Origin of the sequence: Bradyrhizobium sp. Pha-3 (genome assembly GCF_042258615.1) — a bacterium.
Classification (GTDB): domain Bacteria; phylum Pseudomonadota; class Alphaproteobacteria; order Rhizobiales; family Xanthobacteraceae; genus Bradyrhizobium.
This window is the reverse complement of sequence record NZ_CP170152.1, coordinates 2,587,418-2,611,726: the sequence shown is the minus strand read 5'-3', so window position 1 is coordinate 2,611,726 and position 24,309 is coordinate 2,587,418. Positions and strand designations below refer to the sequence as shown.

15 protein-coding genes are annotated in these 24,309 nt (G+C 65.4%); 10 read left to right on the top strand and 5 right to left on the bottom strand.

Annotation, left to right across the window (positions count from 1 at the left end; translation table 11 throughout):
- Position 1: 1 nt before the first annotated feature.
- From pgl to ACE10Z_RS12180, 3 genes are read left to right on the top strand one after another with little or no spacing between them, the layout of a single operon-like run.
- Positions 2-754 carry a 6-phosphogluconolactonase gene (pgl, locus tag ACE10Z_RS12190; protein ID WP_375788133.1) on the top strand — a complete coding sequence of 251 codons (753 nt, stop codon included), beginning with the start codon at positions 2-4 and terminating at the stop codon, positions 752-754.
- 54 nt (positions 755-808) lie between these two features.
- On the top strand, positions 809-1,297 hold the full coding sequence (locus ACE10Z_RS12185; protein ID WP_375789815.1) for a gluconokinase: 489 nt from the start codon (positions 809-811) through the stop codon (positions 1,295-1,297).
- Positions 1,294-2,100 (top strand): HAD family hydrolase, encoded by an 807-nt coding sequence (locus tag ACE10Z_RS12180; RefSeq protein WP_375788132.1) that lies wholly within the window; start codon positions 1,294-1,296, stop codon positions 2,098-2,100. Before ACE10Z_RS12185 ends, ACE10Z_RS12180 begins: the two co-directional genes overlap by 4 nt.
- A gap of 246 nt (positions 2,101-2,346) precedes the next feature.
- On the opposite strand, the gene ACE10Z_RS12175 is transcribed toward ACE10Z_RS12180, so the two are convergent.
- The gene (locus ACE10Z_RS12175) at positions 2,347-4,155 is read right to left on the bottom strand and encodes a glycoside hydrolase family 15 protein (RefSeq protein ID WP_375788131.1); all 1,809 of its coding nucleotides are present in this window, start codon (positions 4,153-4,155) and stop codon (positions 2,347-2,349) included.
- A gap of 15 nt (positions 4,156-4,170) precedes the next feature.
- On the bottom strand, positions 4,171-6,120 hold the full coding sequence (gene malQ, locus ACE10Z_RS12170) for a 4-alpha-glucanotransferase (RefSeq protein ID WP_375788130.1): 1,950 nt from the start codon (positions 6,118-6,120) through the stop codon (positions 4,171-4,173).
- Between the two features lie 203 nt (positions 6,121-6,323).
- Here malQ and ACE10Z_RS12165 point away from each other — a divergent pair, with 203 nt between their 5' ends.
- The 6 genes from ACE10Z_RS12165 to treY are packed head-to-tail and all read left to right on the top strand — an operon-like array spanning position 6,324 to position 20,366.
- On the top strand, positions 6,324-8,273 hold the full coding sequence (locus ACE10Z_RS12165; RefSeq protein ID WP_375788129.1) for an alpha-1,4-glucan--maltose-1-phosphate maltosyltransferase: 1,950 nt from the start codon (positions 6,324-6,326) through the stop codon (positions 8,271-8,273).
- A gap of 10 nt (positions 8,274-8,283) precedes the next feature.
- Entirely contained in the window at positions 8,284-11,589 is a 3,306-nt protein-coding gene (gene treS / locus ACE10Z_RS12160) for a maltose alpha-D-glucosyltransferase (RefSeq protein WP_375788128.1), read from the top strand.
- Positions 11,586-13,733 carry a 1,4-alpha-glucan branching protein GlgB gene (gene glgB, locus ACE10Z_RS12155; RefSeq protein WP_375788127.1) on the top strand — a complete coding sequence of 716 codons (2,148 nt, stop codon included), beginning with the start codon at positions 11,586-11,588 and terminating at the stop codon, positions 13,731-13,733. The genes treS and glgB overlap by 4 nt, the downstream gene beginning before the upstream one ends.
- A 3-nt stretch (positions 13,734-13,736) precedes the next feature.
- A complete protein-coding gene (gene glgX, locus ACE10Z_RS12150; RefSeq protein WP_375788126.1) occupies positions 13,737-15,809 on the top strand; it encodes a glycogen debranching protein GlgX in 2,073 nt (690 codons plus the stop codon).
- A complete protein-coding gene (gene treZ, locus ACE10Z_RS12145; protein WP_375788125.1) occupies positions 15,806-17,578 on the top strand; it encodes a malto-oligosyltrehalose trehalohydrolase in 1,773 nt (590 codons plus the stop codon). Before glgX ends, treZ begins: the two co-directional genes overlap by 4 nt.
- Positions 17,579-17,582: 4 nt before the next feature.
- On the top strand, positions 17,583-20,366 hold the full coding sequence (gene treY, locus ACE10Z_RS12140; RefSeq protein WP_375788124.1) for a malto-oligosyltrehalose synthase: 2,784 nt from the start codon (positions 17,583-17,585) through the stop codon (positions 20,364-20,366).
- Between the two features lie 9 nt (positions 20,367-20,375).
- Here treY and ACE10Z_RS12135 read toward each other — a convergent pair whose 3' ends face one another.
- On the bottom strand, positions 20,376-20,684 hold the full coding sequence (locus ACE10Z_RS12135; protein WP_223976985.1) for a polyhydroxyalkanoic acid system family protein: 309 nt from the start codon (positions 20,682-20,684) through the stop codon (positions 20,376-20,378).
- Positions 20,685-20,849: 165 nt separating this feature from the next.
- Between ACE10Z_RS12135 and ACE10Z_RS12130 the strand changes: the two genes are divergently transcribed.
- On the top strand, positions 20,850-21,014 hold the full coding sequence (locus ACE10Z_RS12130) for a DUF3309 family protein (protein WP_076865768.1): 165 nt from the start codon (positions 20,850-20,852) through the stop codon (positions 21,012-21,014).
- A 168-nt stretch (positions 21,015-21,182) separates the two neighbouring features.
- Here the strand turns inward: ACE10Z_RS12130 and ligD are convergent, their stop codons facing one another.
- Together ligD and ACE10Z_RS12120 are read right to left on the bottom strand one after the other, a co-directional pair.
- Positions 21,183-23,819 carry a DNA ligase D gene (gene ligD / locus ACE10Z_RS12125; protein ID WP_375788123.1) on the bottom strand — a complete coding sequence of 879 codons (2,637 nt, stop codon included), beginning with the start codon at positions 23,817-23,819 and terminating at the stop codon, positions 21,183-21,185.
- Positions 23,820-24,043: 224 nt separating this feature from the next.
- Positions 24,044-24,283 carry a DUF6496 domain-containing protein gene (locus tag ACE10Z_RS12120; RefSeq protein WP_375788122.1) on the bottom strand — a complete coding sequence of 80 codons (240 nt, stop codon included), beginning with the start codon at positions 24,281-24,283 and terminating at the stop codon, positions 24,044-24,046.
- Between the last annotated feature and the right edge of the window lie 26 nt (positions 24,284-24,309).

Here is a 24,309-nt window from a genome sequence, read left to right as displayed (position 1 = left end):
CATGACCGCGAGCGGCGAGCGCAAGATCATCACGGTCGCCGATCCGGCCGCACTGGCGCAGACCGCCGCCGAACGGGTGATCGCCAGGACCGACCAGAACAGCGGCCGGATAGCGATCTGCCTCACCGGCGGCTCCAGCCCCAAGGCGCTCTACCAGCTGCTGGCGACGCCGGACTATCGCCGGAGGATTCCGTGGGATCGCATCGACTGGTTCATCGGCGATGAGCGCCTGGTGCCGCGCAAGGACCCACTGCACAATATGAGCATGGCGCGCCAGGCCTTCCTCGACCGCTGCGCCCCGGCCGCGAATGTCCATCCGATCGCAACCGACACCGCCGATCTCAGGGATCCCGACGTCAGTGCGGCGCTGTACGAGAACGAGCTGATGGCCTTCTACGGCGCCGAACAGTTCGATCCGAGGCGGCCGCTGTTCGACCTGGTGCTGATGGGCATCGGGCCCGATGGCCACACCGCCTCGCTGTTTCCCGGCTTCCCCGCGGTCGAGGAAACCCAGCGCTGGGTGGTCGGGGTGCCCAAGGCCAATGTCGAGCCGTTCGTGCCGCGGGTCTCCCTGACCCTGCCTGCCCTCGCCTCCTGCCGCGAGATGCTGTTCGAGGTCGCGGGCGAAAACAAGCGCGCGATCTTGACGCGCCTGTTCGCAGGCGAGAACCTGCCGGCAAACCGCGCACGATCGCTGGGCGAAACCGTCTGGCTGATCGATCAGGCCGCGCTGCCGGAGGACTTTCGTGGATGATCTTCTTGGGTGACTTTCTTGGGTGACGGGCAAAACCCCTGCGCACTGGTCGTGATGGGCGTCTCCGGCTCGGGCAAGAGCACCATCGCCGACCGCCTCGCGATCAGGATCGGCTGGCGCTTCGAGGACGGTGACAGTTTTCACCCGCCGAGCAATGTCGCGAAGATGCATTCCGGCCAGCCGCTCACCGACGAGGATCGCTGGCCCTGGCTGCGCGCCATCGCCAATGAGATCGACCGCACCTGCGGCGTCCGCGAACGGGCCGTCATCGCCTGCTCCGCGCTGAAGCGCGCCTATCGCGACATCCTGGTGCACGGCCGCGACGATATCCGCATCGTCTTCCTCGACGGCACGCAGGATCTGATCGCCACGCGGCTCGCCGGGCGCAAGGACCATTTCATGCCGCCGGGCCTGCTCGCCAGCCAGTTCAAGACGCTGGAGCCGCCGACGCCCGACGAACGCCCGATCACGGTTGCGATCGACCGTTCGGTCGACACCATCGTCGAAGACATTGTCAGTCAACTGAGGTTGGACCGCTCATGACCCGCATCGCTCTTGTCGTATCCGACGTCGACGGAACGCTGCTCACCAAGGACAAGACCTTGACCGACGACGCCATGACCGCGGTGCGCAGGCTGCATGAGGCCGGTATCGGCTTCACCATCGTCTCGAGCCGGCCGACCATCGGGATGGGTTTCCTGGTCGCGCCGCTCGCGATCACGCTGCCGATCGGCGCCTTCAACGGCTCTTCGATCGTCGATCCGCAATTGAAGCCGATCGAGCAGCATTTGATCCCCCCTGCCGTCGCCAAACGCAGCATCGATTTGCTCCGCGAGCGCGGCGTCGATATCTGGCTGTTCACCAACGACCGCTGGCTGACGCGCAAACCTGACGGCGAGTACAACGCGCACGAAAGGCGCGCGATCAAGCATGATCCGACCATCGTCAGCGATTTCACGCCCTATCTCGACCAGGCCTGCAAGATCGTCGGCGCGAGCTCGGATGCGCCCCTGCTGCAGCGCTGCGAGGCGGAGATGCAGCAGATGGTCGGCAATGATGCGACCGCGGTCCGCTCGCAGACCTACTATCTGGACGTCACCCCGCCCGGCCACGACAAGGGCACCTTCGTCGAGGGCATCGCGAAACGCCTCGGCGTGTCGCTGGAGAATGTCGCCACGATCGGCGACATGCAGAACGATCTGCCGATGTTCGCGCGAAGCGGCGTCTCGTTCGCGATGGGCAATGCCAGCGACGACGTGAAGGCGCGCGCCACCCATGTCACCGAAACCAACGAGCACAACGGTTTCGCGCGCGCGATGGACACGGTGCTGACGATGTGCCGTTAAGGCATGATGAGATTAGGTTGAGCTAGAACGGCGTCGAAGGTTCACCTCTCCCTTGGGAGAGGTCGATTTGCGCAGCAAATCGGGTGAGGGGTTACGGTCTATCGAGAGGGCAAGAGCCCTCACCCGGATTGCTCTGGACGATGCTTCGCATCGCCAGGCCCAATCCGACCTCTCCCCGACGGGGAGAGGTGAAACAAGACCGCGCCAAGCCGATTCAACCAAAACTCATCCCGCTTTAAACCACCATCAGGTCGACCGCTGCACTGCCGGCTTCTCGGCGTCGGCCCTGGCGGCGCTGAGATTGTGCGCCGTGTTGATCAGCGCGATATGGGTCAGCGCCTGCGGAAAGTTGCCGGTCTGCCGGCCGGCGCCGGAATCGAACTCCTCCGCCAGCAGCCCGAGATCGTTGGCGACCGCCACCACACGGTCGAACACGGTTTGCGCCTTGTCGAGATCTCCCGCCAGCACATGGGCGTCGGCAAGCCACAGGCTGCAAGCCAGGAACGCACCCTCGATCGGCTGGATTTCGTCGGACACCTCGCGCGGATCGTGCCGCAGCACGAACCCGTCGCGCATCATGTGCCGCTCGACCGCCGCGATCGTGCCGCGGATGCGCGGATCGTCCGGCGGCAGGAAGCCGACCGACGGCAGCAGCAGCAGGCTGGCGTCGAGCAGCTTTGAGCCATAGCTCTCGACGAAGCTGTTGAGACCAGGATCGAAGCCCTGCCGGCAGACGTCGCGATGGATGGCCTCGCGCAGCACCCGCCATTTGACCAACGGTCCCTTGAAGCCGAACCGCTCCGCGCTCTTGATGGCGCGATCGAAGGCGACCCAGCACATCACCTTGGAGAACACGTAGTGCCTGGGAGTGCCGCGGCGCTCCCAGATGCCGTGATCCGGCTGGTCCCACACGTCGGCGAGATGAGCGACGACGGTGCATTCGAGCGACCAGCTCTCATCATCGAGCTTCAGCTTGGCCATGCGGGACTGGTGGAAGGCGTCGATCAGCTCGCCGTAGACGTCGAGCTGCAGCTGCGCATGTGCGGCATTGCCGACGCGGACCGGTTGCGCCCCCTCATAGCCGGGCAGCCATCCGGCTTCCCATTCCAAGAGGCGCCGCTGCCCCCGGATGCCGTACATGATCTGCATGTTGGCGGGAGCGCCGGCCGCGGCCCGCAGCAGCCAATTGTGCCAGGCCGCCGCCTCCTCGGTGTAACCCGAATTCATCAGCGCCAGCAGCGTGAAGGTGGCGTCGCGCAGCCAGCAGAACCGGTAGTCCCAGTTGCGCGCGCCGCCGAGCTTTTCCGGCAACGACGTGGTCGGTGCCGCGACGATGCCGCCGGTCGGCCTGAAGGTCAGCGCCTTCAGCGTGATCAGCGAGCGCATCACGAGGTCGCGCCGATAGCTGCCGTCATAGGTGGAACGGCTGCACCATTCCTTCCAGTATGCCTCGGTGTCCTTCAGCGCTGCCTCGGGGTCGATCGGCTCCGGCACCGGCTGATACGACGCACCATATGTCAGGACGAACGGCACGGTGTCGCCCTCGCCGATCTCGAAATCGGCGATCGTGGTCAGGTCCTTGCCCGACGTCTTGACTGGGGTGCGCAGCACGGTCATGTCCTGCCCGCTGATCGCCAGCAGCCCCTCGCCGTCCGGGTTCTTCTTCACCCAGGGGACATCGACCCCGAAGCCGAAGCGGATCACCAGCTCCATGTGCATCTTGACGCGGCCACTGATGCCACGAACCAGGCGGACCACGTCGGAGGCATTGCCGCGCGGCGGCATGAAGTCGATCAGCGCGACCACGCCGTCCTCGGTCTCGAACCGCGTCTCCAGGATCAGCGTATCGTCCCAATAGCGGCGGGAGGTCTGCCTGATCTCGCCGGCGGGCGCCAGCAGCCAGCGGCCGTTGCGTGACGTGCCGAGCAGCGCCGCGAAGCAGGCGTCGGAATCGAACGCCGGCCAGCACAGCCAGTCGATCGAGCCGTCACGGCCGACCAGTGCTGCGGTCTCGCAATCGCCGATCAGTCCATAGTCTTCGATACGAGAGGCCACGCGCCATGCTCCGCGTTAGCCTGCGTGCGACCGCTCGCGGGTTGCACGCTTGAGCGCGTCGATGTCGATCGCCGACGCGAGATGCTCGATCGAGACCGGCAGCCGCCGTTTCCAGTTCGGATGCTCGTAGACGGTGCCCGGGATGTTCGGCTGTTCGGCAATGCCGAGCAAATCCTCCATCGAGACCGCCATCATCCGCGACCGCGTCCGTGCCATGAAGTTCACCACCGAATAGAAATCATTGTGGTGGATGTCGTGACGGCGCAGCACGTCGTCGAGATGGCCGAGCGCATCCCAGCGCCCCTGGTCGGTCTCGCCGGGATCGATCCCGAGCGCGCGCTTGGTCTTGAGGTCGCTGAACGAGCGCCAGCCGGCATAGGTCGACAGGTCGTGCGTGTTGAACGTCACCAGCGCGTTCGGCAGATAGTAGTCGGCGTTGCGGAATAGGCCCTGGTCGTCGGTCTCGAACATCATTACGAGATAGGACCAGATGCCCCAGCCGTTCATCTGCTCGCGGAAGCCCGGAGGCACGGTGCCGAGATCCTCGCCGATCACGACGCAGCGGTTTGCCGTGCTCTCCTGCGCGGTCGCCGCCAGCAACGCCTCGAACGGCATCAGCACATAGGCGCCGTTGGCCGGACCGAATCCGCGCGGCACCAGATAGAGCCGCTTCAGCCCGAACGCATGATCGAGCCTGATCGCGCCGGCATGGTGCATCGAGGCGCGCAGCATCTGCCTGAACGGCTCGAACGAGCGCTGCTCGAGGCCCGCGGCATTGAAGCCGGCAAGCCCCCAGTCCTGGCCCGCGGTGTTGAGCGGGTCCGGCGGCGCGCCGACGCCGAGATGACGCGAGATCGCGGTCTGCTCATTCCAGGCGTCGAAGCCATCCGACTGCACGCCGACGGCGACGTCGAGATAGAGCCCGACCCGCATGCCGAGCTTGTGCGCGAGCGCCTGGCAGGCGCCGAGCTGCCGGTCCGCGGTCCATTGCACGAATTCGACGAACTCGACCTCGATGGCCGTGTCGCGCGCGCGGCGCAATTTCGCGCATGCCGTATCATCGGGCTGCCGCCACTCGTCCGGCCATTCCCACCACGGCGTGTTGAATTTGTGCCGCATCACCTCGAAGCAGGCGAAGCGCGACAGCAGCACGCCCTGCTCCTTGCGATAGGCTTCGAAATCCTGCCAGCGGCCGAGGCCGGGATTGGCCTTGAAGGCCGCGAAGGCCGCACGCAGCGCCGGCCATTTCAGCGTCGCGGCACCGACATAGTCGACCATGTCACGGCTGCGGAGCTGCGCCAGCGCGGCCTGCGTCTCCGGATCGTTGCGGAATTCGGGAACCTTCTCGACGTCGATATAGAGCGCATTGAGGAACAGCCGGCTGTTCGGCGAGTATGGGCTGCAATCGCCGGGCCGATCATCGAACAGCGCGTGCAGCGGATTGAGCCCGATGCCGTCGGCGCCGAGCCGATGGGCGAATTCGAGCAAGCCCTGCAGATCGGTGAAGTCGCCGATGCCCCAGTTGCGCGCGGACCGCACGCCATAGAGCTGGACCGCGATCACCCAGCAGCGGTCGAACGCGCCGCCGAATGCGCCGTCCGGCGCCACCAGAAGCGGCAGCTCCTCGCTGCCCGATGCGTCCGTCAGCTGCAACCGGTGCACGCCCTCGGGCAGGCCGGACGGCCATGTCACACTGCGCTCATGCGCCTCGCCTTGCGCGAGCACCGCAGTGCCGTTGGTGAGCTTCCATTGCACCGGAAGCCGGGCCGTCTCGGAGAGCTGCGTCTGTCCGCCATGGCCGCCTCTGACGACCACGGGATCGGCGATCATCCGCTGCGGCGTCTGGGGCGGCAACGCCGCGAGGATCGCCGTCAGCGCCTCGGGGGTTGTCACACGGCGGTGACCGCTACCATCGATATACTCGGTCTGGATTCCCAGGGTCTGGGCTTTGGCGTAAAGGTCCATTCGGCACGCTGCCTGCTCGCAACGGTATTGGGATCGTTGCTAAATTGTACAGATACGGGAAAGGGATAGTTGATGTTCAACGCTCTACCCTATCCGGCGTTCCCACCGGGAACCATTGCCCGGCGAGCGGCTTTCTATATGGGTCTGGCGTGCCTCCTTCCCGGCGCCGGGACTTCATTTGCCTATTCAATGGCGGCATCACCGTGAACAAAACCGCCCGGCCTGTCGAGAGTGCCAACAGCACTTTTCATATTACCGATGTCTATCCATCGGTTGATGGCGGCCGCTTTGCGGTCAAGCGCATCGCCGGTGAACCCGTCGAGGTGTGGGCCGACATCTACCGCGATGGACATGATGTGATCGCGGCGGCATTGGTGTGGCGGCACGAAGGCGACGGCGAATGGCAACACGCGCCGATGACGCCGCACAGCGATGACCGTTGGGGCGGCGCCTTCGTGCCCGACCGACCCGGCCGCTACAGCTTCGCGATCGAGGCCTGGACCGACGAATTCGCCAGCTGGCGGCACCGCTTCGAGCAGAAGCAGCGCGACGGCGGCGACCACACGCTCGATGCCGTCGAAGGCGCGGGCATGCTGACCCGGGCGCAGGCCGGTGGCCCGGCCGCGGCCGCAATCATCATCAGGCAGTGCGAGATCTTCCTGCAGACCGGCGAGCCGGGCGCGCTGCTCGCACCCGAATTGCGGGAGGCGATGGCCGGCAGCCAGTTTCGCCGCGACCTGGTACGATCGCAGCTCTATCCCCTCATCGCGGACCGGCCGCGGGCGCGCAGCGGCGCCTGGTACCAGATGTTTCCGCGCAGCCAGGGCAGGACACCGGGCGTGCACGCAACCTTCAACGACTGCATCGCGCGGCTGCCCGATATCACGGCGATGGGCTTCGACGTCGTGCTGCTGGCGCCGATCCACCCGATCGGGCGGACCCATCGCAAGGGCCGCAACAATGCCGCCATCGCGCAGCCCGGCGATCCCGGCAGCCCCTATGCGATCGGCGCTGCGGAGGGCGGCCACGATGCCGTGCATCCGGAGCTCGGCACGCTCGACGATTTCCGCGCCTTCTTGGCGGCGTGCCGGGCCCACGGCCTCGAGGTCGCGCTCGATTTCGCCGTGCAATGCTCGCCCGATCATCCCTGGCTGACCGAGCATCCGGAGTGGTTCAAACGGCGCCCGGACGGATCGATACGCACGGCCGAACATGCGCCGCAGCGCTGGGACGATGTCGTCAGTCCGGATTTCGGATCCGAGGACGCGGCGGCGCTGTGGCGCGCGCTGCGCGATGTGGTGCTGTTCTGGGTCGAACAGGGCGTCAAGATCTTCCGGGTCGACAATCCGCACACCAAGCCGCTGGCATTCTGGGAGTGGCTGATCCGCGAGGTACAGGACCGCGATGCGGAGGTGCTGTTCCTTTCGGAGGCCTTCGCGCGGCCGAAACTGATGAAGGGTCTCGCCAAGCTCGGCTTCACGCAGTCCTATACCTACTTCACCTGGCGCACGCAGCGCTCCGAGCTCGAACAGTATCTCGGCGAGTTGATCTCGTATCCCGATCGCGACTTCTTTCGGCCGAATTTCTTCGTCAACACACCTGACATCCTGCCCTTCCACCTGCAAAGCGGCGAATCCTGGATGTTCAAGTCGCGTCTCGCGCTGGCCGCGACGCTTTCAGGCAGCTACGGCATCACGAGCGGCTTCGAATTGCTCGAGCACACGCCGGTGCCCGGCCGCGAGGAATATCTCAACTCCGAGAAATACGAGATCAGGGTTCGCGACTGGGATCGGGTCGGGAACATCAAGCCCTATATCGCGGTCCTCAACCAGATCAGACGCGGCAATCCGGCCCTGCAACAATTCGCCAGTCTGCGCTTTATCAATGTCGATGACGGCGGCGTGATCGGCTTCGTCAAGGAGGCGGCCGATCAGGGCAATGTGATCGCGGCCGCGGTTGCGTTGTCGTCCGAGCCGCGCGACGTCTGGCTTCCGCTCGGCGACGTCATGGTCGGCCGCGGCGATGCCCGCCGCCCCGTCACGGCCGTGGAAGACCTTGTCACCGGCGCGCGTCATGCGCTCGAATGGGGAGGCATCCGCCTGCATCTAGATCCTGCGCGCGATCCCGCGTTGCTGCTGCGCTGTGTCGCCTGAAGGAGCCGCCATGAACGTATTTTCCTCCGTCGACAGCGAGGTGAAGGTCGCGACCGAGACCGCGGACCAGCTGTGGTACAAGGACGCCATCATCTACCAGCTGCACGTCAAGGCGTTCGCCGACAGCAACAATGACGGCATCGGCGATTTCACAGGCCTGACGGAGAAGCTCGGCTACCTGCAGGAGCTCGGCGTCACCGCGCTGTGGCTGCTGCCGTTCTATCCCTCCCCCGGCCGCGACGACGGCTACGACATCGGCGATTATGGCGACATCAATCCCGATTTCGGGACGATGAAGGACTTCAAGCGCTTCATCCAGGAGGCCAAGCGGCGCGGCCTGCGCGTCATCACCGAGCTCGTGATCAACCACACCTCGGACCAGCACGCCTGGTTCAAGCGCGCGCGCCGCAGCCCGCCGAATTCGAGCGCGCGCAGCTGGTACGTCTGGAGCGACACCGACCAGAAATACCTCGATACCCGCATCATTTTCACGGATACCGAAAAGTCGAACTGGACCTGGGATCCGGAAGCCGGCCAGTTCTACTGGCATCGCTTCTTCTCGCACCAGCCGGACCTGAATTTCGACAATCCGCGCGTGGTGCGCGCCATCGTGCAGGTGATGAAGCGCTGGCTCGACACCGGCGTCGACGGCTTCCGGCTCGACGCCATTCCCTATCTGTGCGAGCGCGACGGCACCAACAACGAGAACCTGCCGGAGACGCATGCCATCATCAAGCGGCTGCGCCAGGAGCTCGACGCCTATGCCAAGGGCAAGATCCTGCTGGCCGAAGCCAATCAATGGCCGGAGGACGTGCAGGCATATTTCGGCCATGGCGACGAATGCCACATGGCCTATCATTTCCCGCTGATGCCGCGCATCTACATGGCGATCGCGCAGGAAGACCGCTTTCCGATCACCGACATCCTCAGGCAGACGCCCGACATTCCGGCAGCTGCGCAGTGGGCGCTGTTCCTGCGCAACCACGACGAGCTGACCCTGGAAATGGTCACCGACGTCGAGCGCGACTATCTGTGGTCGACCTACGCCAACGACCCGCGCGCCCGCATCAATGTCGGCATCCGCCGCCGCCTTGCGCCGCTGATGGACAATGACCGGCGCAAGATCGAGCTGATGAACTCGCTGCTGCTGTCGTTCCCCGGCACGCCGATCATCTATTACGGCGACGAGATCGGCATGGGCGACAACATCTATCTCGGCGACCGCAACGGCGTGCGGACGCCGATGCAATGGTCGCCGGACCGCAACGGCGGCTTCTCGCGCGCCGACCCCGCGCGGCTCTACGCGCCGATGATCATGGACCCGGTCTACGGCTACGAATCCGTCAATGTCGAGGCGCAGTCGCGCAGCCTGTCGTCGCTGCTGTCGGCGACCAAGCGGCTGATCGCGGTGCGTAAGTCGACGCTTGCCTTCGGGCGCGGCACCATGACCTTCATCCGCCCCGAGAACCGCTCGGTGCTCGCCTATGTCAGGCAGTACCAGGGCGAGGCGATCCTGTGCGTCGCCAATCTGTCGCGCTCGGCGCAAGCCACCGAGCTCGACCTCTCCGCCTTCAAGGACCGCATTCCGCTCGAGATGCTCGGACGCACGCGCTTCCCCGCGATCGGCGAATTGCCCTACATGATCACGCTGGCGCCTTACGGCTTCTACTGGTTCCAGCTGCAGGAGCGCGACAAGTCCGAGCCGGTGAAGCCGCGAGCGGTGCCGGAATTCGAGACGCTGGTGGTGCCGCTCGGTTCGACCTGGACGTCGCTGGCGCGGGAGCGCGGCGTGTTCGAGCATGACGTGCTGCCCGGCCACCTTGCCCGCACGCGCTGGTACCCGGAGCATTCCGCGAAGGCGATCCAGCCGACGCTGGTGTCGGCGATCCCGTTCTGCGACATCGGCGACAACCGGCCCTGGCTGATCTTCTTCGAAACCACGGAGCGCGGCACCACCAGCCGCTACGTGCTGCCGATGCAGATCGAATGGGTGCGGTTCGACCGCGAGCGCTACAACCCGCGCGCCTTTGCCGCGGTCCGTCAGGGCGCGCGCGAGGGCACGCTGCTCGATGTCGCCACCGACCAGATCTTCACCGGCCTGTTCCTGCGCAATCTCAGGGAGAACCTCACGGTCGACGAGGGCGAGCAGGGCCTGAAGCTCGAATTCCGGCCGACCAGCCGCTTCTCCGACCGCCCGGTGCGGCAGCCCGAGCGGATTCGCGTCTTCGAGAACGATCAGCCGCATTCGACCGCGCTGGTCGATAACGAGTATGTCACCAAGATCTACCGGAAGCTCGAGGTCGGCATCAATCCGGAGATCGAGATGGGCCGCTTCCTCACCGAGGTGGTCAATTTCCCCAACACACCCGCATTGCTCGGCACATCGGAACTGGTGGAGGGTGACAATCGCAGCGCGATCGCAGTGCTGCACACCATGGTGGTCAACCAGGGCGATCTCTGGACCGTGGCCGCTGCGCACCTCGATCGCCTCGTCGAGCGGCAGCGCCTGCTGGCGGCGAGCGAACATCCGGAGGAGAACGGCGATCAGGCCACCTATCTGTGGCACATGTCGCACAGCGGAAAGCGTCTCGCCGAGTTGCACATCGCGCTCGCCAGCAACCGCGACCTGCCGGACTTCGCGCCCGAACCGACCAGGCCCGAAGACCTGCAGCGCTGGAGCGACGAGATCATGGCGCGCGCCGAACGCGTGTTCGACACGCTGAAGCAGCGGCGAGGCTCCCTGCGAGAAGCCGACCGGCTGCTGGCCGATCAGTTGCAGGCCCAGCACGACCTGCTGCCGGAGCGGCTGAAGGCGCTGCTGCCGCGCGAGACCGACGGGCTCAGCATCCGCCATCATGGCGACCTGCATCTCGGCCAGTTGCTGGTCGTCAAGGACGACGTCTTCATCATCGATTTCGACGGCGGGCCGGGTCGCACCATCGCCGAGCGGCGGCGCAAGGCGCCGCCGGCGCGCGACGTCGCCGGCCTGATCCGCTCGATCGATTATGCGGCGACCGCCGCGCTGGAACGGGCACTCAAGGTCGCCCCCGACGAGAGCGGCAGGCTGAGGCTCGCTTTGGCCGAATGGCGCGACCAGGCCGCGGATGCCCTGCTGGCGGCCTATCGCGAGACCACGGCCGGCCAGCGACTGTGGCCCGCCGGCGCCAGGGCGGCCGATCGCCTGCTCAACTTTTTCCTGCTTGAGAAAGCCTTCTACGAGATCGAGTATGAGTTGGCCAACCGCCCGGATTGGCTCCGCGTCCCACTGACTGGCCTGTTGAGACTCCTGGCCCAACAGCCGCATGAGGTTGCATGACCAAACTGCCCGCCGAGGCCTATGCCATCATCGAGGGCCGCCACTCCGATCCGTTCCACTATCTCGGCCTCCACGCCGAGGGGGATCGCAACGTCGTGCGCGCCTTCCTGCCTGATGCCAGCAATGTCGAGGCGATCGGGGAGCATGGCGAGGCGGCGCCGCTGGCCAAAATCCATGACGCCGGCCTGTTCGCGGGTCCCTTGCCGAACGGTTCGACGCGCTACCAGCTCCGTGCCCGCTTCGGCGACAACGTCGTCGAACTGGAGGACGCCTACCGCTTTCCGCCGATCCTGAGCGATTTCGACCTCTATCTGCTCGGCGAGGGGACGCATCTGCGCGTCTACGACACGCTTGGTGCCCATCCGATGACGCTCGACGGCGTCGACGGCATCGGCTTCGTGGTGCTCGCGCCGAATGCACGGCGGGTCAGCGTGGTCGGCGACTTCAATTTCTGGGATGGAAGGCGGCATCCGATGCGGGTGCGCGGCCCAGGCTACTGGGAGCTGTTCATCCCGCGCGCCCGCGTCGGCGACCACTACAAGTTCGAGATCATCGGGCGCAACGGCCAGCATCTGCCGCTGAAGTCCGATCCGCTGGCGTTCGCCGCCGAGGTGCGGCCGAAGACCGCCTCGATCGTGATCGACGAGCGCAGGATCCCGCACCCGCGCCCGGCGCCCGATCGCGTCAACGCGCTGACGTCGCCGATGTCGATCTACGAGGTTCATCTCGGCTCGTGGCGCCGCAAGGGCCGCAATGAGTGGCTGACCTATCGCGAGATGGCGGAGCAGCTTCCGGCCTACGCCAGCGACATGGGCTTCACCCATATCGAATTCCTGCCCATCACCGAGCATCCGTTCGACGGCTCCTGGGGCTACCAGCCGACCGGCATGTTCGCCCCGACCAGCCGTTTCGGCTCGCCCGATGATTTCGCCGCGTTGATCGACGCTTGCCACGGTGCCGGACTTGCCGTGCTGCTCGACTGGGTCCCCGGGCATTTCCCCGACGATCCGCACGGCCTCGGCAATTTCGACGGCACCGCGCTCTACGAGCACGCCAATCCGCTGCAGGGCCGGCACCTCGACTGGGGCACGCTGATCTATAATTACGGGCGCACCGAGGTCACCAACTTCCTGGTGTCGAACGCGCTGTTCTGGCTCGACCGCTATGGCATCGACGGGCTGCGCGTCGATGCCGTCGCCTCCATGCTCTATCTCGACTACAGCCGCCCCGCCGGCGGCTGGATTCCGAACAAATATGGCGGCCGCGAGAACATCGAGGCGATCGACTTCCTGCGCCGCTTCAACACCGAGCTATTCGCGCATTTTCCCCAGGCGACGACGGCGGCTGAGGAATCCACCGCGTGGCCACAGGTGTCGCGTCCGGTCGAATATGGCGGGCTCGGCTTCGGCTACAAGTGGAACATGGGCTGGATGCACGACACGCTGAAATACATCGGCAAGGATCCCATCCACCGCAAATTCCATCACGGCGACATCCTGTTCGGCCTGCACTACGCCTTCTCGGAAAACTTCATCCTGCCGCTGTCCCACGACGAGGTTGTGCACGGCAAGCGCTCGATCCTCGGCCGCATGCCCGGCGACGACTGGCAGCGCTTCGCGAACCTGCGCGCCTATTACAGCTTCATGTTCGGGCATCCCGGCAAGAAGCTGATGTTCATGGGTTGTGAATTCGGCCAGGAGCGCGAGTGGAATCACGACTACTCGATCGATTGGCATCTGTTGGATCAACCCAAGCACAAGGGCATCCAGAACCTGGTCCGCGACCTCAACCGGCTGTATCGCGCGCTGCCGGCGCTGCACGAGCTCGACTGCGATCAGGCCGGCTTCGAATGGGTCATCACCGACGACGCCAGCAACAATGTGTTCGGCTGGATCCGCAAGGGCAACGATGCGCGCGCGCGCTGCCTCGTGGTCCTGAACTTCTCGCCCAACGTCTATCGCAACTATCGCGTCCGTGTGCCGTTCGCGGGCAAGTGGCACGAGGTATTCAACTCGGATTCCTCCCATTACGGCGGCACCAATGTCGGCAATATCGGCGAGGTCCGCGCCTCGGAGGGCGCCACGCCCGAGCTGAGCCTGACCATTCCGCCGCTGGCAGCGATCTTCCTCGTACCGGAAAGCTGATTCATGCGACTGACCGGGGGTACGTCCGCACGGCTCGGTGCAAGCTGGGACGGCAGAGGCACCAATTTTGCGCTGTTCTCGGCGAATGCGGAGAAGGTGGAGCTGTGCCTGTTCGACGGCCAGGGCCGCCGCGAGCTCGAGCGGATCGAGATGCCGGAGCGCACCGAGGACGTCTGGCACTGCTATCTCAACGACGTCTCGCCGGGCCAGCTTTACGGCTATCGCGTCTATGGACCGTACGCGCCGGAGCGCGGCCACCGTTTCAACGCCAACAAGCTGCTGCTCGATCCCTATGCCAAGCGGCTGGCCGGCCGGCTGGTGTGGAGCGATGCGCATTTCGCCTACCGCACCGGCAGCGCGCGCGAGGACCTTTCTTTCGACCGGCGCGACAATGCCCGTGGCATGCCGAAGGCGGTGGTGGTCGACGAGACCTTCAACTGGGGTCGCCGCGAGATCCGGCCGCATATTCCCTGGGCAGACACCATCATCTATGAGGCCCACGTCAAGGGCCTGACGCAGAAGCGCGACGACGTGCCGCCGAACCTGCGCGGCACCTATGGCGGCCTGTCATCACCGGCGATGATCAATCACCTCAAGCGGCTCGGCGTCACCACGATCGAGCTGTTGCCGATGCACGGCCTGATCGACGACCGTGTCCTGGTCGAGAAGAAGCTTTCGAATTACTGGGGCTACAACACCATCGCCTTCTTCGCGCCGGAGGCACGCTACGCCCAGGACAATGCGCTGGACTCGTTCCGCACCACGGTGGCGCGGCTGCACGATGCCGGCATCGAGGTGCTGCTCGACGTCGTCTACAACCACACCGCCGAGGGCAACCATATGGGCCCGACGCTGTGCTTCCGCGGCATCGACAACGCCTCCTACTACTGGCTGAACCGCGAGAACCCGCGCTTCTACGACGACTTCACCGGCTGCGGCAGCTCGGTCAACCTCACCCATCCGCGCGTGTTGCAGATGGTGATGGACTCGCTGCGCTACTGGGTCGAGGTCTGCCATGTCGACGGCTTCCGCTTCGATCTCGCCACGACCCTGGCGCGCGGACCGAACGGGTTCGATCGCAACCATCCCTTCCTCACCGCGATCCGCCAGGATCCGGTGCTGGCGACCGCGAAGATGGTCGCGGAGCCCTGGGATCTCGGTCTCGGCGGCTACCAGGTCGGCGCGTTTCCGTCGCAATGGTCGGAGTGGAACGACCGCTATCGCAGCGCGATGCGGCGCTACTGGAGCGGCGAAGGCAGCCTGATCGGCGACATCTCGGGCCGCATGACCGCGTCCTCGGATTTGTTTCACCACGACAACCGCGCGACCCGCGCCAGCGTCAACCACATCACGGTGCATGACGGCTTCACGCTCGCCGACCTCTTCAGCTACAACGAGAAGCACAATGAGGCCAATGGCGAGAACAATCGCGACGGTTCCAACGACAATCACAGCAACAATTGCGGCCATGAAGGCCCGACCGACGATCCCGACATCATCGCGCTGCGCCGCCAGCTCAGGAAGAACGCTCTGGCCTGCCTGCTGCTCGCGCAGGGCACCCCGCTGATCCTCGCCGGCGACGAAGTCGCCAACACGCAAGCCGGCAACAACAACGCCTATTGCCAGGACAATGAGACCGGCTGGATCGGCTGGGAGAACCTCGGCACGGACGACGACGCCATCGCCTTCATCGGTCATCTCACCGCGCTGCGCCAGCGCTTCGGCCAGATCCGCTGCCAGAGCTGGCTCGACGGCCGCCGCGCCGACGGCAGCTATGGCGTGATCTGGCTGACGCCATCAGCGGAGGAAATGAAGGAGTCCGACTGGAAATTCCCGGAAAGCCGGTTTCTCGCCTACGTGCTGGGGCCGATGGAACAAGGGCAGGCGCCGATCTTTATCGTGCTGAATGCCGCGCCGCAGGAGATCGTATTCAGGATGCCGCGGATGGCGGAATACAGGAGCTGGCAACAGGTCTTGAACACAACCATGGCAGAACAGACGGCCGAGCAGTTTGCAGCCGGCGCCGACGCCACGGCACCGCCGCGCTCGGTGCTGGCATTCGCAGGCTCCGCATGAGCGCGCAGCACTTCGGACTCGAACTGACCGCTGATGGCGCGCGCTTCCGGCTCTGGGCGCCGGCAGCTAAGCGCGTCGACCTCCTGCTCGACAAGCCGCATACGCGAAGCCGCGATGCGCATGCGCTCACACGGGATGCCGCCGGCTGGTACATCGCCGAGATCCCGGGCGCGCGCGCGGGCACGCGCTACAAATTCCGCATCGACGACGAAGTCGATGTGCCGGATCCGGCCTCCGCGTTCCAGCCGGACGACGTGTTCGGCCCGAGCGAGGTGATCGATCATTCAGCCTTCAAATGGCGCGCGACCGAGTGGCGCGGCCGTCCCTGGCATGAGGCCGTCATTCTCGAGGCCCATGTCGGGACCTTCACGCCGGACGGCACCTACCGCGCCATGATCGACAAGCTCGATCATCTCGTCGCCACCGGCATCACCGCGCTCGAACTGATGCCGCTGGCGGATTTCGCAGGGAAGCGCAACTGGGGCTACGACGGCGTGCTGTGGTACGCGCCCGACAGCGCCTATGGCCGGCCAGAAGACCTCAAGACCCTGATCGACGAAGCGCATCTGCGTGGGCTGATGGTGATGCTCGACGTGGTCTACAACCATTTCGGCCCGGAAGGGAATTACCTCGGCCGCTATGCGCCCACCTTCTTCAGCGACGCGCATACGCCATGGGGCAGCGCGATCGATTATCGCGTGCCCGAGGTGCGCGCGTTTACGATCGGCAGCGTCGTCAGCTGGCTGCGCGACTATCGCTTCGACGGGCTGCGCTTCGACGCGGTCAACACCATCGTCGAAGCCGGCGAAATCTCCATCCTGTATGACTTCAGCAAGGCCGCCGGCAAGCTCGCCATGGAGACTGGCCGGCACATCAACCTCGTGCTCGAGAACGGCGACAACATTGCAAGCCTGCTCGATGCCGCCGAAGGCCCGCCGCGCGGCAAATTCCGTGGCCAGTGGAACGACGATTATCATCACGCCTGGCATGTGCTGCTGACCGGAGAAACCCAGGGCTACTACGGCGACTACCGCACGCCGAAGCAGGACCTCGCACGGGCTCTGTCGTCCGGCTACATCTACCAGGGCGAAGTCTCGGAGTTCTGGGGCGGCAAGGCCCGCGGCGAACCGAGCGGCGCGCTGTCGCCGACCTGCTTCATCAACTTCCTGCAGAACCACGACCAGATCGGCAACCGGCCGCTGGGCGATCGGCTCGAGAGCATCGCAAAGCCCAAGGCGATCGAGGCGGCGCTGGCAGTCACATTGATCGCGCCGACCACGCCGATGCTGTTCATGGGCGAGGAATGGGGCGCGACGACACCCTTCCCGTTCTTCTGCGATTTCAAGGGCGACCTCGCCAACGCCGTCCGCGCCGGCCGCCGCAAGGAATTCGCCTGGGCCTATGCCAAATATGGCGACGACATTCCCGACCCGCTTGCCGAGGAGACGGTGCGATCGGCGGTGCTCGACTGGGCGGCGCTTGGGCACGATCCAGCGCGCGCGCGGCTCGCGCTGGTGCGCGACCTGCTCGCCGTGCGGCGGCGCGAGATCACGCCGCGGCTCATCGGGGCACGCTTCGGCGGCGACCGCGTCACGGGCGATCTCTTGACTGCGCATTGGCGGATGGGCGATGGCCGCACGCTATGGCTGACAGTCAATCTGTCGGACCGGGCGATCACCGGCGCAGCGGAACCGAAGGGAACTGCGATCTGGGGCGCCGCGTTGTCGAGCGACCTCCCCGGCTGGGCGGTGCGCTGGCACATCGGATAGCACAATGCCTCCGGCGATCCCGATCGCGACCTACCGACTGCAACTCACTGCCGATTTCGACTTCGATGCCGCCGCAGCCGTGGCGCCGTATCTGAAGGCGCTCGGCATCAGCCATGTCTATGCCTCGCCGTTCATGAAGGCGCGCAAGGGCTCGACCCATGGCTATGATGTCGTCGACCACACCAAATTCAATCCGGAGCTCGGCGGCGAAGAAGGCTTTGCGCGATTCAGCGATGCGTTGAAGAGCAACGGCCTCGGCCTGATCCTGGATTTCGTGCCGAACCATGTCGGCGTGCATTTTGCCGACAACCCGTGGTGGCTCGACGTGCTGGAATGGGGACCGGTGTCACCGCATGCGGTCTCCTTCGACATCGACTGGGACCTCTTGCCCTATCGCGCGCGCGGCGGCGTGCTGCTGCCGATCCTCGGCTCGTCCTATGGCCAGGCGCTGGAGCGCGGCGAGATCGAGCTGCGCTACGACGCAAGCGAAGGCAGTTTCTCGGCCTGGTATTTCGAGCACCGCCTGCCGATCGCGCCGGAGCGCTATGGCGAGGTGCTGCGGAGCATCGTCCGCGAGGCCGGCGCAGAAGGCAGCGCAGCCGGACGGGCGATGCTCGAACTCGCGGCGCGGTACCGCGGGCTGCGTCACCCGAACCGGCAGGAGGCGCCGACGCTGAAGGCCGCGATCAAGGCGATCGCGGGCAGTTCCGAGATCATCGCGCGCGGGCTCGATGCCTATCGCGCCGCCGAGGACCGGCCCACCCAGACACTGGCGCTGCATCATCTTCTGGAGCGCCAGCACTACAAGCTCGGCCACTGGCGGCTTGCCTCCAGCGACATCAACTATCGCCGCTTCTTCGACGTCAACACGTTGGCCGGCCTCAGGGTCGAGGACGCCGCCACCTTCGAGGCGAGCCACAGCCTCGTGAAGCGGCTGATCGCGGAAGACCGGCTGCAAGGCCTGCGGCTCGACCATATCGACGGCCTGCGCGACCCTGCCCAGTACTTCCAGCGGCTGCGCCGCCTGATCCGCAACGCCCAAGGCGCCAAGGCAAAGCCGTTCTACATGGTGATCGAGAAGATCCTCGGCGAGGACGAGAAGTTGACGAAATTCAGCGGCGTCCATGGCACCACCGGCTATGAATGGATGAACACGATCAGCCAGGTGCTGGTCGACGGCAGCGGGCTCGATCCGCTCAACGAGATCTGGCGCCAGATCAGCAACCAGTCACCGAATTTGACGCCGGTGCTGCGCGAGGCCAAGCGCCGCGTGCTGGAGACCTTGCTGACCAGCGAATTCACCGTGCTGGCGCGGCTGCTCGCGCGCATTGCCAGCGGGCACTATTCGACCCGCGACTTCTCCGCCGACAGCCTGCGGCAGGCGCTCGAGCTCTATGTGCTGCACTTCCCGGTCTATCGCACCTATCTCACCGCCTCCGGCCCGACCGCGCATGACCGCGCACTGATCAGCGCGACCATCGAGCGCGCCCGCGCCGACTGGTTCGCCGCCGACGAAGGCATCTTCGATTTCCTGCGCGATGCCCTGACCATGGACCTCCTGAAGCCCGGCCGGCCGCCGCACAGTGCGCCACGGGTACGGCGCTTCGCGCTGAAGGTGCAGCAATTCACCGGGCCGATGATGGCGAAGTCGCTGGAGGACACCACCTTCTATCGCTACCATCGCTTGCTGGCGCTCAACGAGGTCGGCGGCGATCCGGCGGCGAGCGCGATCGCGCCCGAGACCTTCCACGCCATGATGCAGACCCGTGCCCGCGAATGGCCGCACGGCATAACGGCGACCGCGACCCACGACACCAAGCGCGGCGAGGACGCCCGCGCCCGGATCATGGCGCTTGCGGAGATCCCCGGCGAATGGACCAGCGCGGTGGCACGCTGGAAGGTTCTGAACGCGCCGCATCTTGTGCTGGACGGCAAGACGCGCGCCCCGTCGGCGACATTCGAATACATGCTCTACCAGGCCCTGCTTGGCGCCTGGGATCCGGATGACAAATCGCTGGTCGGGCGCATCCAGGCCTATGCGCTGAAAGCCGCGCGCGAGGGCAAGCAGGAGACCAGCTGGCTCAATCCGCACGAAGCTTACGAGGCGGGCGTGAAAACCTTCATCGAGCGGGTCCTCGATCGCAAGGCCTCGCCTGAATTCCTCGATGCGCTGGAGACGCTGGCAGAGCGCACCGCGTTGATCGGCGCGCTGAATTCGCTGAGCCAGATCACCCTGAAGGCGACGATGCCTGGCGTGCCCGATTTCTACCAGGGTACCGAAAGCTGGGATCTTTCGCTTGTCGACCCCGACAACCGCCGTCCGGTCGACTTTGCCGGACGCGCGGACATGCTCGCGGCGCTGGAGGCGCCGGACTGGGACGCGCTGACGCAAAGCTGGCGCGATGGCCGCCTGAAGTTCGCATGGACGCGGCACCTGCTGCGGCTGCGCAACGAGCTGCCCGAGGTCTTCACCAGCGGCGACTACCAGCCGCTCACGGTCAGCGGCGCGCATCGCGATCACGTCATCGCCTTCGCACGGCGTCATGGCCGCGACGCGGTCATCGTCGCGGTGGCGAAATCATTTGCCCCGTTCACGCAGGGCGGGCGCAGCTGGCCGCGCCCCGAAGCCTTTGAAGGCGAGATCGATGTGGCTGGATATGCGCTCCCGGGCGGCCAAGACAGGATTCAGCTCTCGACGCTGTTCGCCAGGCTGCCGGTCGCGGTACTGAAGGCGAAGGCCGCGGCTGGAACGAAGCAAGCCCCAAGACGTGCACGCGCGCACGGCTAACGTCACGCGTCAGCGCTTGGTCAGCAGCAACTGCCCGCTCTTCTTAATGGCGGCCTGCGCGACCTCGGCGAAGCGTTGCAGCAGCCACGGCAGCGTCACTTCCAGGCGCACATGGCTGTCCTCGACATCGAGATGTCCGGTGGCGACCTGCCCCAGCGCGCGGACGCGGAAGCTCATGCGGTTATTCTCCCAGCGCTCCTCGTCGACGCTCATGACAGGCACGTTCGCCGCTGCGCGCGACAGGCCTGTTTTCAGGCGGCGCATCGCCTCGTCGCGGCCGAGGCTGTGGGGAATCGAGACAATCAGCGGAGCCGACATCGCGGTGCACTCCTCCATGGATTCCGTTGATGTAATTCTGTTCCACCGCAAATGGAAGATCACACAGTTTTATCGCGCCGCTCAAACCGGAACCTTCACAGTTGCGGGTTGTTTCCTCCCCCGAAGGGCAGAGACGACAGGCCCGCGGGGCTGAGGAGGACTGAGATGTCACTTGGAACGATCATTCTTATTATTCTGGTCATTGCGCTGCTTGGCGGCTTCAGCGGCATCGGCGGCGGACCGTTCTACGGCACCGGCTACTACGGCGGCGGCGGCCTCGGCCTCGTGATCGTGATCCTGCTGATCCTGCTGCTGCTCGGACGCCTGTAGCGCCGGGGCGTGGTGTAGCGCGCCATCACCGCCGCTACGAACGTCATCGCCCGCGAAAGCGGGCGATCCAGTATTCCAGAGGCGCCGATGATTGAACCGATAGGCCGCGGCGTACTGGATACCCTGCTTTCGCGGGGTATGACGGGGAGAACGCTCGCTTGACGCTTCTCACTGCGCCGCGAGCTTCTTCATCGCCGCCTTGATCGACGAGGCGGCATCCTCATAGCCGTCCCACGCCTTGCTCTTCGCGAGCAGCGCCGGCACCGATCGCACCGTGTATCTCTTCGGATCGAGGTCGCCGCGCACCTGGCTCCAGGTCAGCGGCATCGACACCGTCGCGCCCGGACGCGCCCGTGGCGACAACACCGCGACCGCGGTCGAGAGCCGGTCGTTGCGCAGATAGTCGAGGAAGATCTTTCCGGTGCGCTTGGCCTTCGACATGTTGATCAGATAGCGCTCGGGATCGTCCTGCGCCATCCACTGGCAGATCGCCTGCGCGAACGCCTTGGCCTCCTTCCAGGTCACCTTGTCCCTGGCGCCTGCGAGCAGCGGCGCCACGACATGAAGGCCCTTGCCGCCGGTGGTCTTGCAGAAGCTCTCGAGACCGACCGCAGTCAGCCGCTGGCGCATGTCCTTGGCGGCGTCGATCACGTCGGAGAACGCGACGTCGGGCGCGGGATCGAGATCGAACACCAGCCGGCCCGGCGTGTCATAGGCATCGGGCGCGCAATTCCAGGGATGCAGCTCGAGACCGCCGAGCTGCGCGACCGCAGCCAGACCCTCGACCTGGTCGATCTGCAGATATGGCTTGCGGTCGCCGGAGACCTTGGCGAGCTTCAGGAGCTTCGACGTGCCGGCCATCGCGTGGCGCTGGAAGAAGGTCTCGCCCTTGATGCCGTCAGGCGCGCGCACGATCGAGCATGGCCGGCCCTTGAGGTAGGAGATCATCCATGCGCCGACCGCCTCGAAATAGGTGGCGAGATCTAGCTTCGTCACCGGCGCGCCATCGCCGGCGTCCGGCCACAATGCCTTGTCCGGGTGGGAGATGGCGACGCCCATGACCTCGCTGGATTTTGCTTTCGCCATCGGCTTCACCACTCTGGTTACGACCGGCCGTTCGGCCTCGACCTCATGCGCCGGCTTGTCCTGGCGCAGGCCCTTGAACGCCGCCTGGCGGATATTGCCGGCGTCGGTCCAGCCGGCGAACTCGATCTCGGCGACCAGCTCCGGCTTCAGCCAGTGCACGTCGCGGGTCTTCTTCGGCGCATCCTTGCCGCCGAACGGGTTGGTGTCGGACGCCGCAGCCTTCAGCGCCGGCATGATGCGGCGAACCGTGTCCTGGCCGAAGCCGGTGCCGACCATGCCGACAAAGGCCAGATGATCACCGCGATAGACACCCGCCATCAACGAGCGGAATTTGCCGTTGGTGGTCTTCCAGCCGCCGATCACCACCTCATGGCCGGCACGGATTTTCGCTTTCGTCCAGTCGTCCGAGCGCCCGGAGCGATAGGCGCCGTCGAGCCGCTTGGAGACGATGCCTTCCAGCCCGAGCTTGCGCGCTGAATCCAGCACCGCATCGCCGCGCTCCTCGAAATGCTCGACATAGCGGATCAGCTTGCCCTTGCGCGCCGCGAGCAGCGTCTTGAGCCGCGCCTTGCGCTCGGTCAGCGGCAGCGGGCGGAGATCCTCGTTGCCGGCAAACAGCAGGTCGAACGCGTAGAAGACCAGCTGGTCGGTCTTGCCGTCGGAGAGTGCCGCCTGCAGCGTCGAGAAATGCGGCATGCCGTTCTCATCGAGCGCGACGATCTCGCCGTCGATCAGGGCATCCGGCAGCTTGCCGGCCTCCTTCACGATCGCGCCGAACTTGTCGGTCCAGTCGAGCCCCTTGCGGGTCTTCACCACGGCCTCACCATCCTCGATACGAAGCTGCACGCGGTAGCCGTCGAACTTGATCTCGTGGCACCAGCCCGCGCCATTGGGCGGACTCTCGACCGCGGCACAGAGCTGCGGCGAAACGAAGTCCGGCATCTCCGCCACCTGCTTCGGTTGCGCCTTCGGCCTCGCCTTCAATTGCGCTTTCACCTTTTCTTGGGGCGCCGGCGCCTTGGTCCTGGCGCGCGCATCCGCGGCCATGCCGTGATTGGACTGCCAGACCGCATCTGCCTTGATTGTCGCCCTGGCCTTGCCGTTGCCCTTGGCCAGCATGAACGGCTTCGGCGCCCGGCCCTTGCCGGCTGCGATCTCTGCCATCGAGCGGCCCGAGGCGACCGAGCGGTCCTCATCAAGGATCGCTTCGCCGTTACCATCAACGGCATACTCATCGCGATGCTTGATCAACAGCCAGTTGGTGCGCTTGCCGCCAAAGCGGTCGTTCTTCATCCGCACCAGCACCCAGCTGCCGTGCAGCTTGTCGCCATGCAGCGTGAATTTCAGGTCGCCCTTCTTGAAACCTCGGTCGGGATCGTCGGACTCCCAGGTGCCGCGATCCCAGAGCTGCACCGTGCCGCCGCCATACTGGCCTTCCGGAATCGTGCCTTCGAAGTCGCCATAGTCGAGCGGATGATCCTCGACCTCGACCGCGAGCCGCTTGTCATGCGGGTCGAGCGAGGGCCCGCGCGTCACCGCCCAGGACTTGAAGACGCCATCGAACTCCAGCCTGAGATCATAGTGCAGCCGCGTCGCGTCATGCTTCTGGATCACGAAGCGCCGCTGCTTGCCGGGTGCGACCTTGACGTCGCCCGACGGCTCGTTGGTCTTCTCGAAGTCGCGCTTCTTGCGATAGGTGGTGAGATTTCTCAGCGACACGTGATTTCTCAGCGACACATCCAGGCCTCGGCGCAAACCCCGGCCGCCACCCCGGCGCGGCCATCAGGAACCGAAACCTACGGTATCCGTTCAAGTTCCAAACTCAAGCTGTTTGGATGAGCTGGACCGATGCGTCATCGCCCGGCTTCGCGGCCCTCTTCGTCGCCGGGAAGAAAGATACCAGGGTCAGCCCGGGCACGACGAAGGAATGCAGGCTAGCGATCCTACCGCTTCTTCGCGGCTTTGCGCTTCTTGGTCGTCTTGCGATTCGTCGACGTCTTCCGCGCGGCCTTCTTCGGTACCTTGCGGCCCTTGGCGCGCGCCTCCGACAGTCCGATCGCGATCGCCTGCTTGCGGCTCGTCACCTTCTTCTTGGAGCGGCCGCTGCGCAACGTTCCTGCCTTGCGCTTCTTCATCACGCGCTCGACATCGCTTGATGCCTTCCGCGAGTATTTTCTTGCCATGGCTTCTCTCCCGGTAACGGAAAACA

Bases quoted from the DNA above. Each gene is read 5' to 3' on its own strand.
- pgl (WP_375788133.1), top strand. From the start codon at position 2: ATGACCGCGAGCGGCGAGCGCAAGATCATCACGGTCGCCGATCCGGCC.
- ACE10Z_RS12185 (WP_375789815.1), top strand. From the start codon at position 809: ATGGGCGTCTCCGGCTCGGGCAAGAGCACCATCGCCGACCGCCTCGCG.
- ACE10Z_RS12180 (WP_375788132.1), top strand. From the start codon at position 1,294: ATGACCCGCATCGCTCTTGTCGTATCCGACGTCGACGGAACGCTGCTC.
- malQ (WP_375788130.1), bottom strand. From the start codon at position 6,120: ATGGACCTTTACGCCAAAGCCCAGACCCTGGGAATCCAGACCGAGTAT.
- treS (WP_375788128.1), top strand. From the start codon at position 8,284: ATGAACGTATTTTCCTCCGTCGACAGCGAGGTGAAGGTCGCGACCGAG.
- glgB (WP_375788127.1), top strand. From the start codon at position 11,586: ATGACCAAACTGCCCGCCGAGGCCTATGCCATCATCGAGGGCCGCCAC.
- glgX (WP_375788126.1), top strand. From the start codon at position 13,737: ATGCGACTGACCGGGGGTACGTCCGCACGGCTCGGTGCAAGCTGGGAC.
- treZ (WP_375788125.1), top strand. From the start codon at position 15,806: ATGAGCGCGCAGCACTTCGGACTCGAACTGACCGCTGATGGCGCGCGC.
- treY (WP_375788124.1), top strand. From the start codon at position 17,583: ATGCCTCCGGCGATCCCGATCGCGACCTACCGACTGCAACTCACTGCC.
- ACE10Z_RS12135 (WP_223976985.1), bottom strand. From the start codon at position 20,684: ATGTCGGCTCCGCTGATTGTCTCGATTCCCCACAGCCTCGGCCGCGAC.
- ACE10Z_RS12130 (WP_076865768.1), top strand. From the start codon at position 20,850: ATGTCACTTGGAACGATCATTCTTATTATTCTGGTCATTGCGCTGCTT.
- ACE10Z_RS12120 (WP_375788122.1), bottom strand. From the start codon at position 24,283: ATGGCAAGAAAATACTCGCGGAAGGCATCAAGCGATGTCGAGCGCGTG.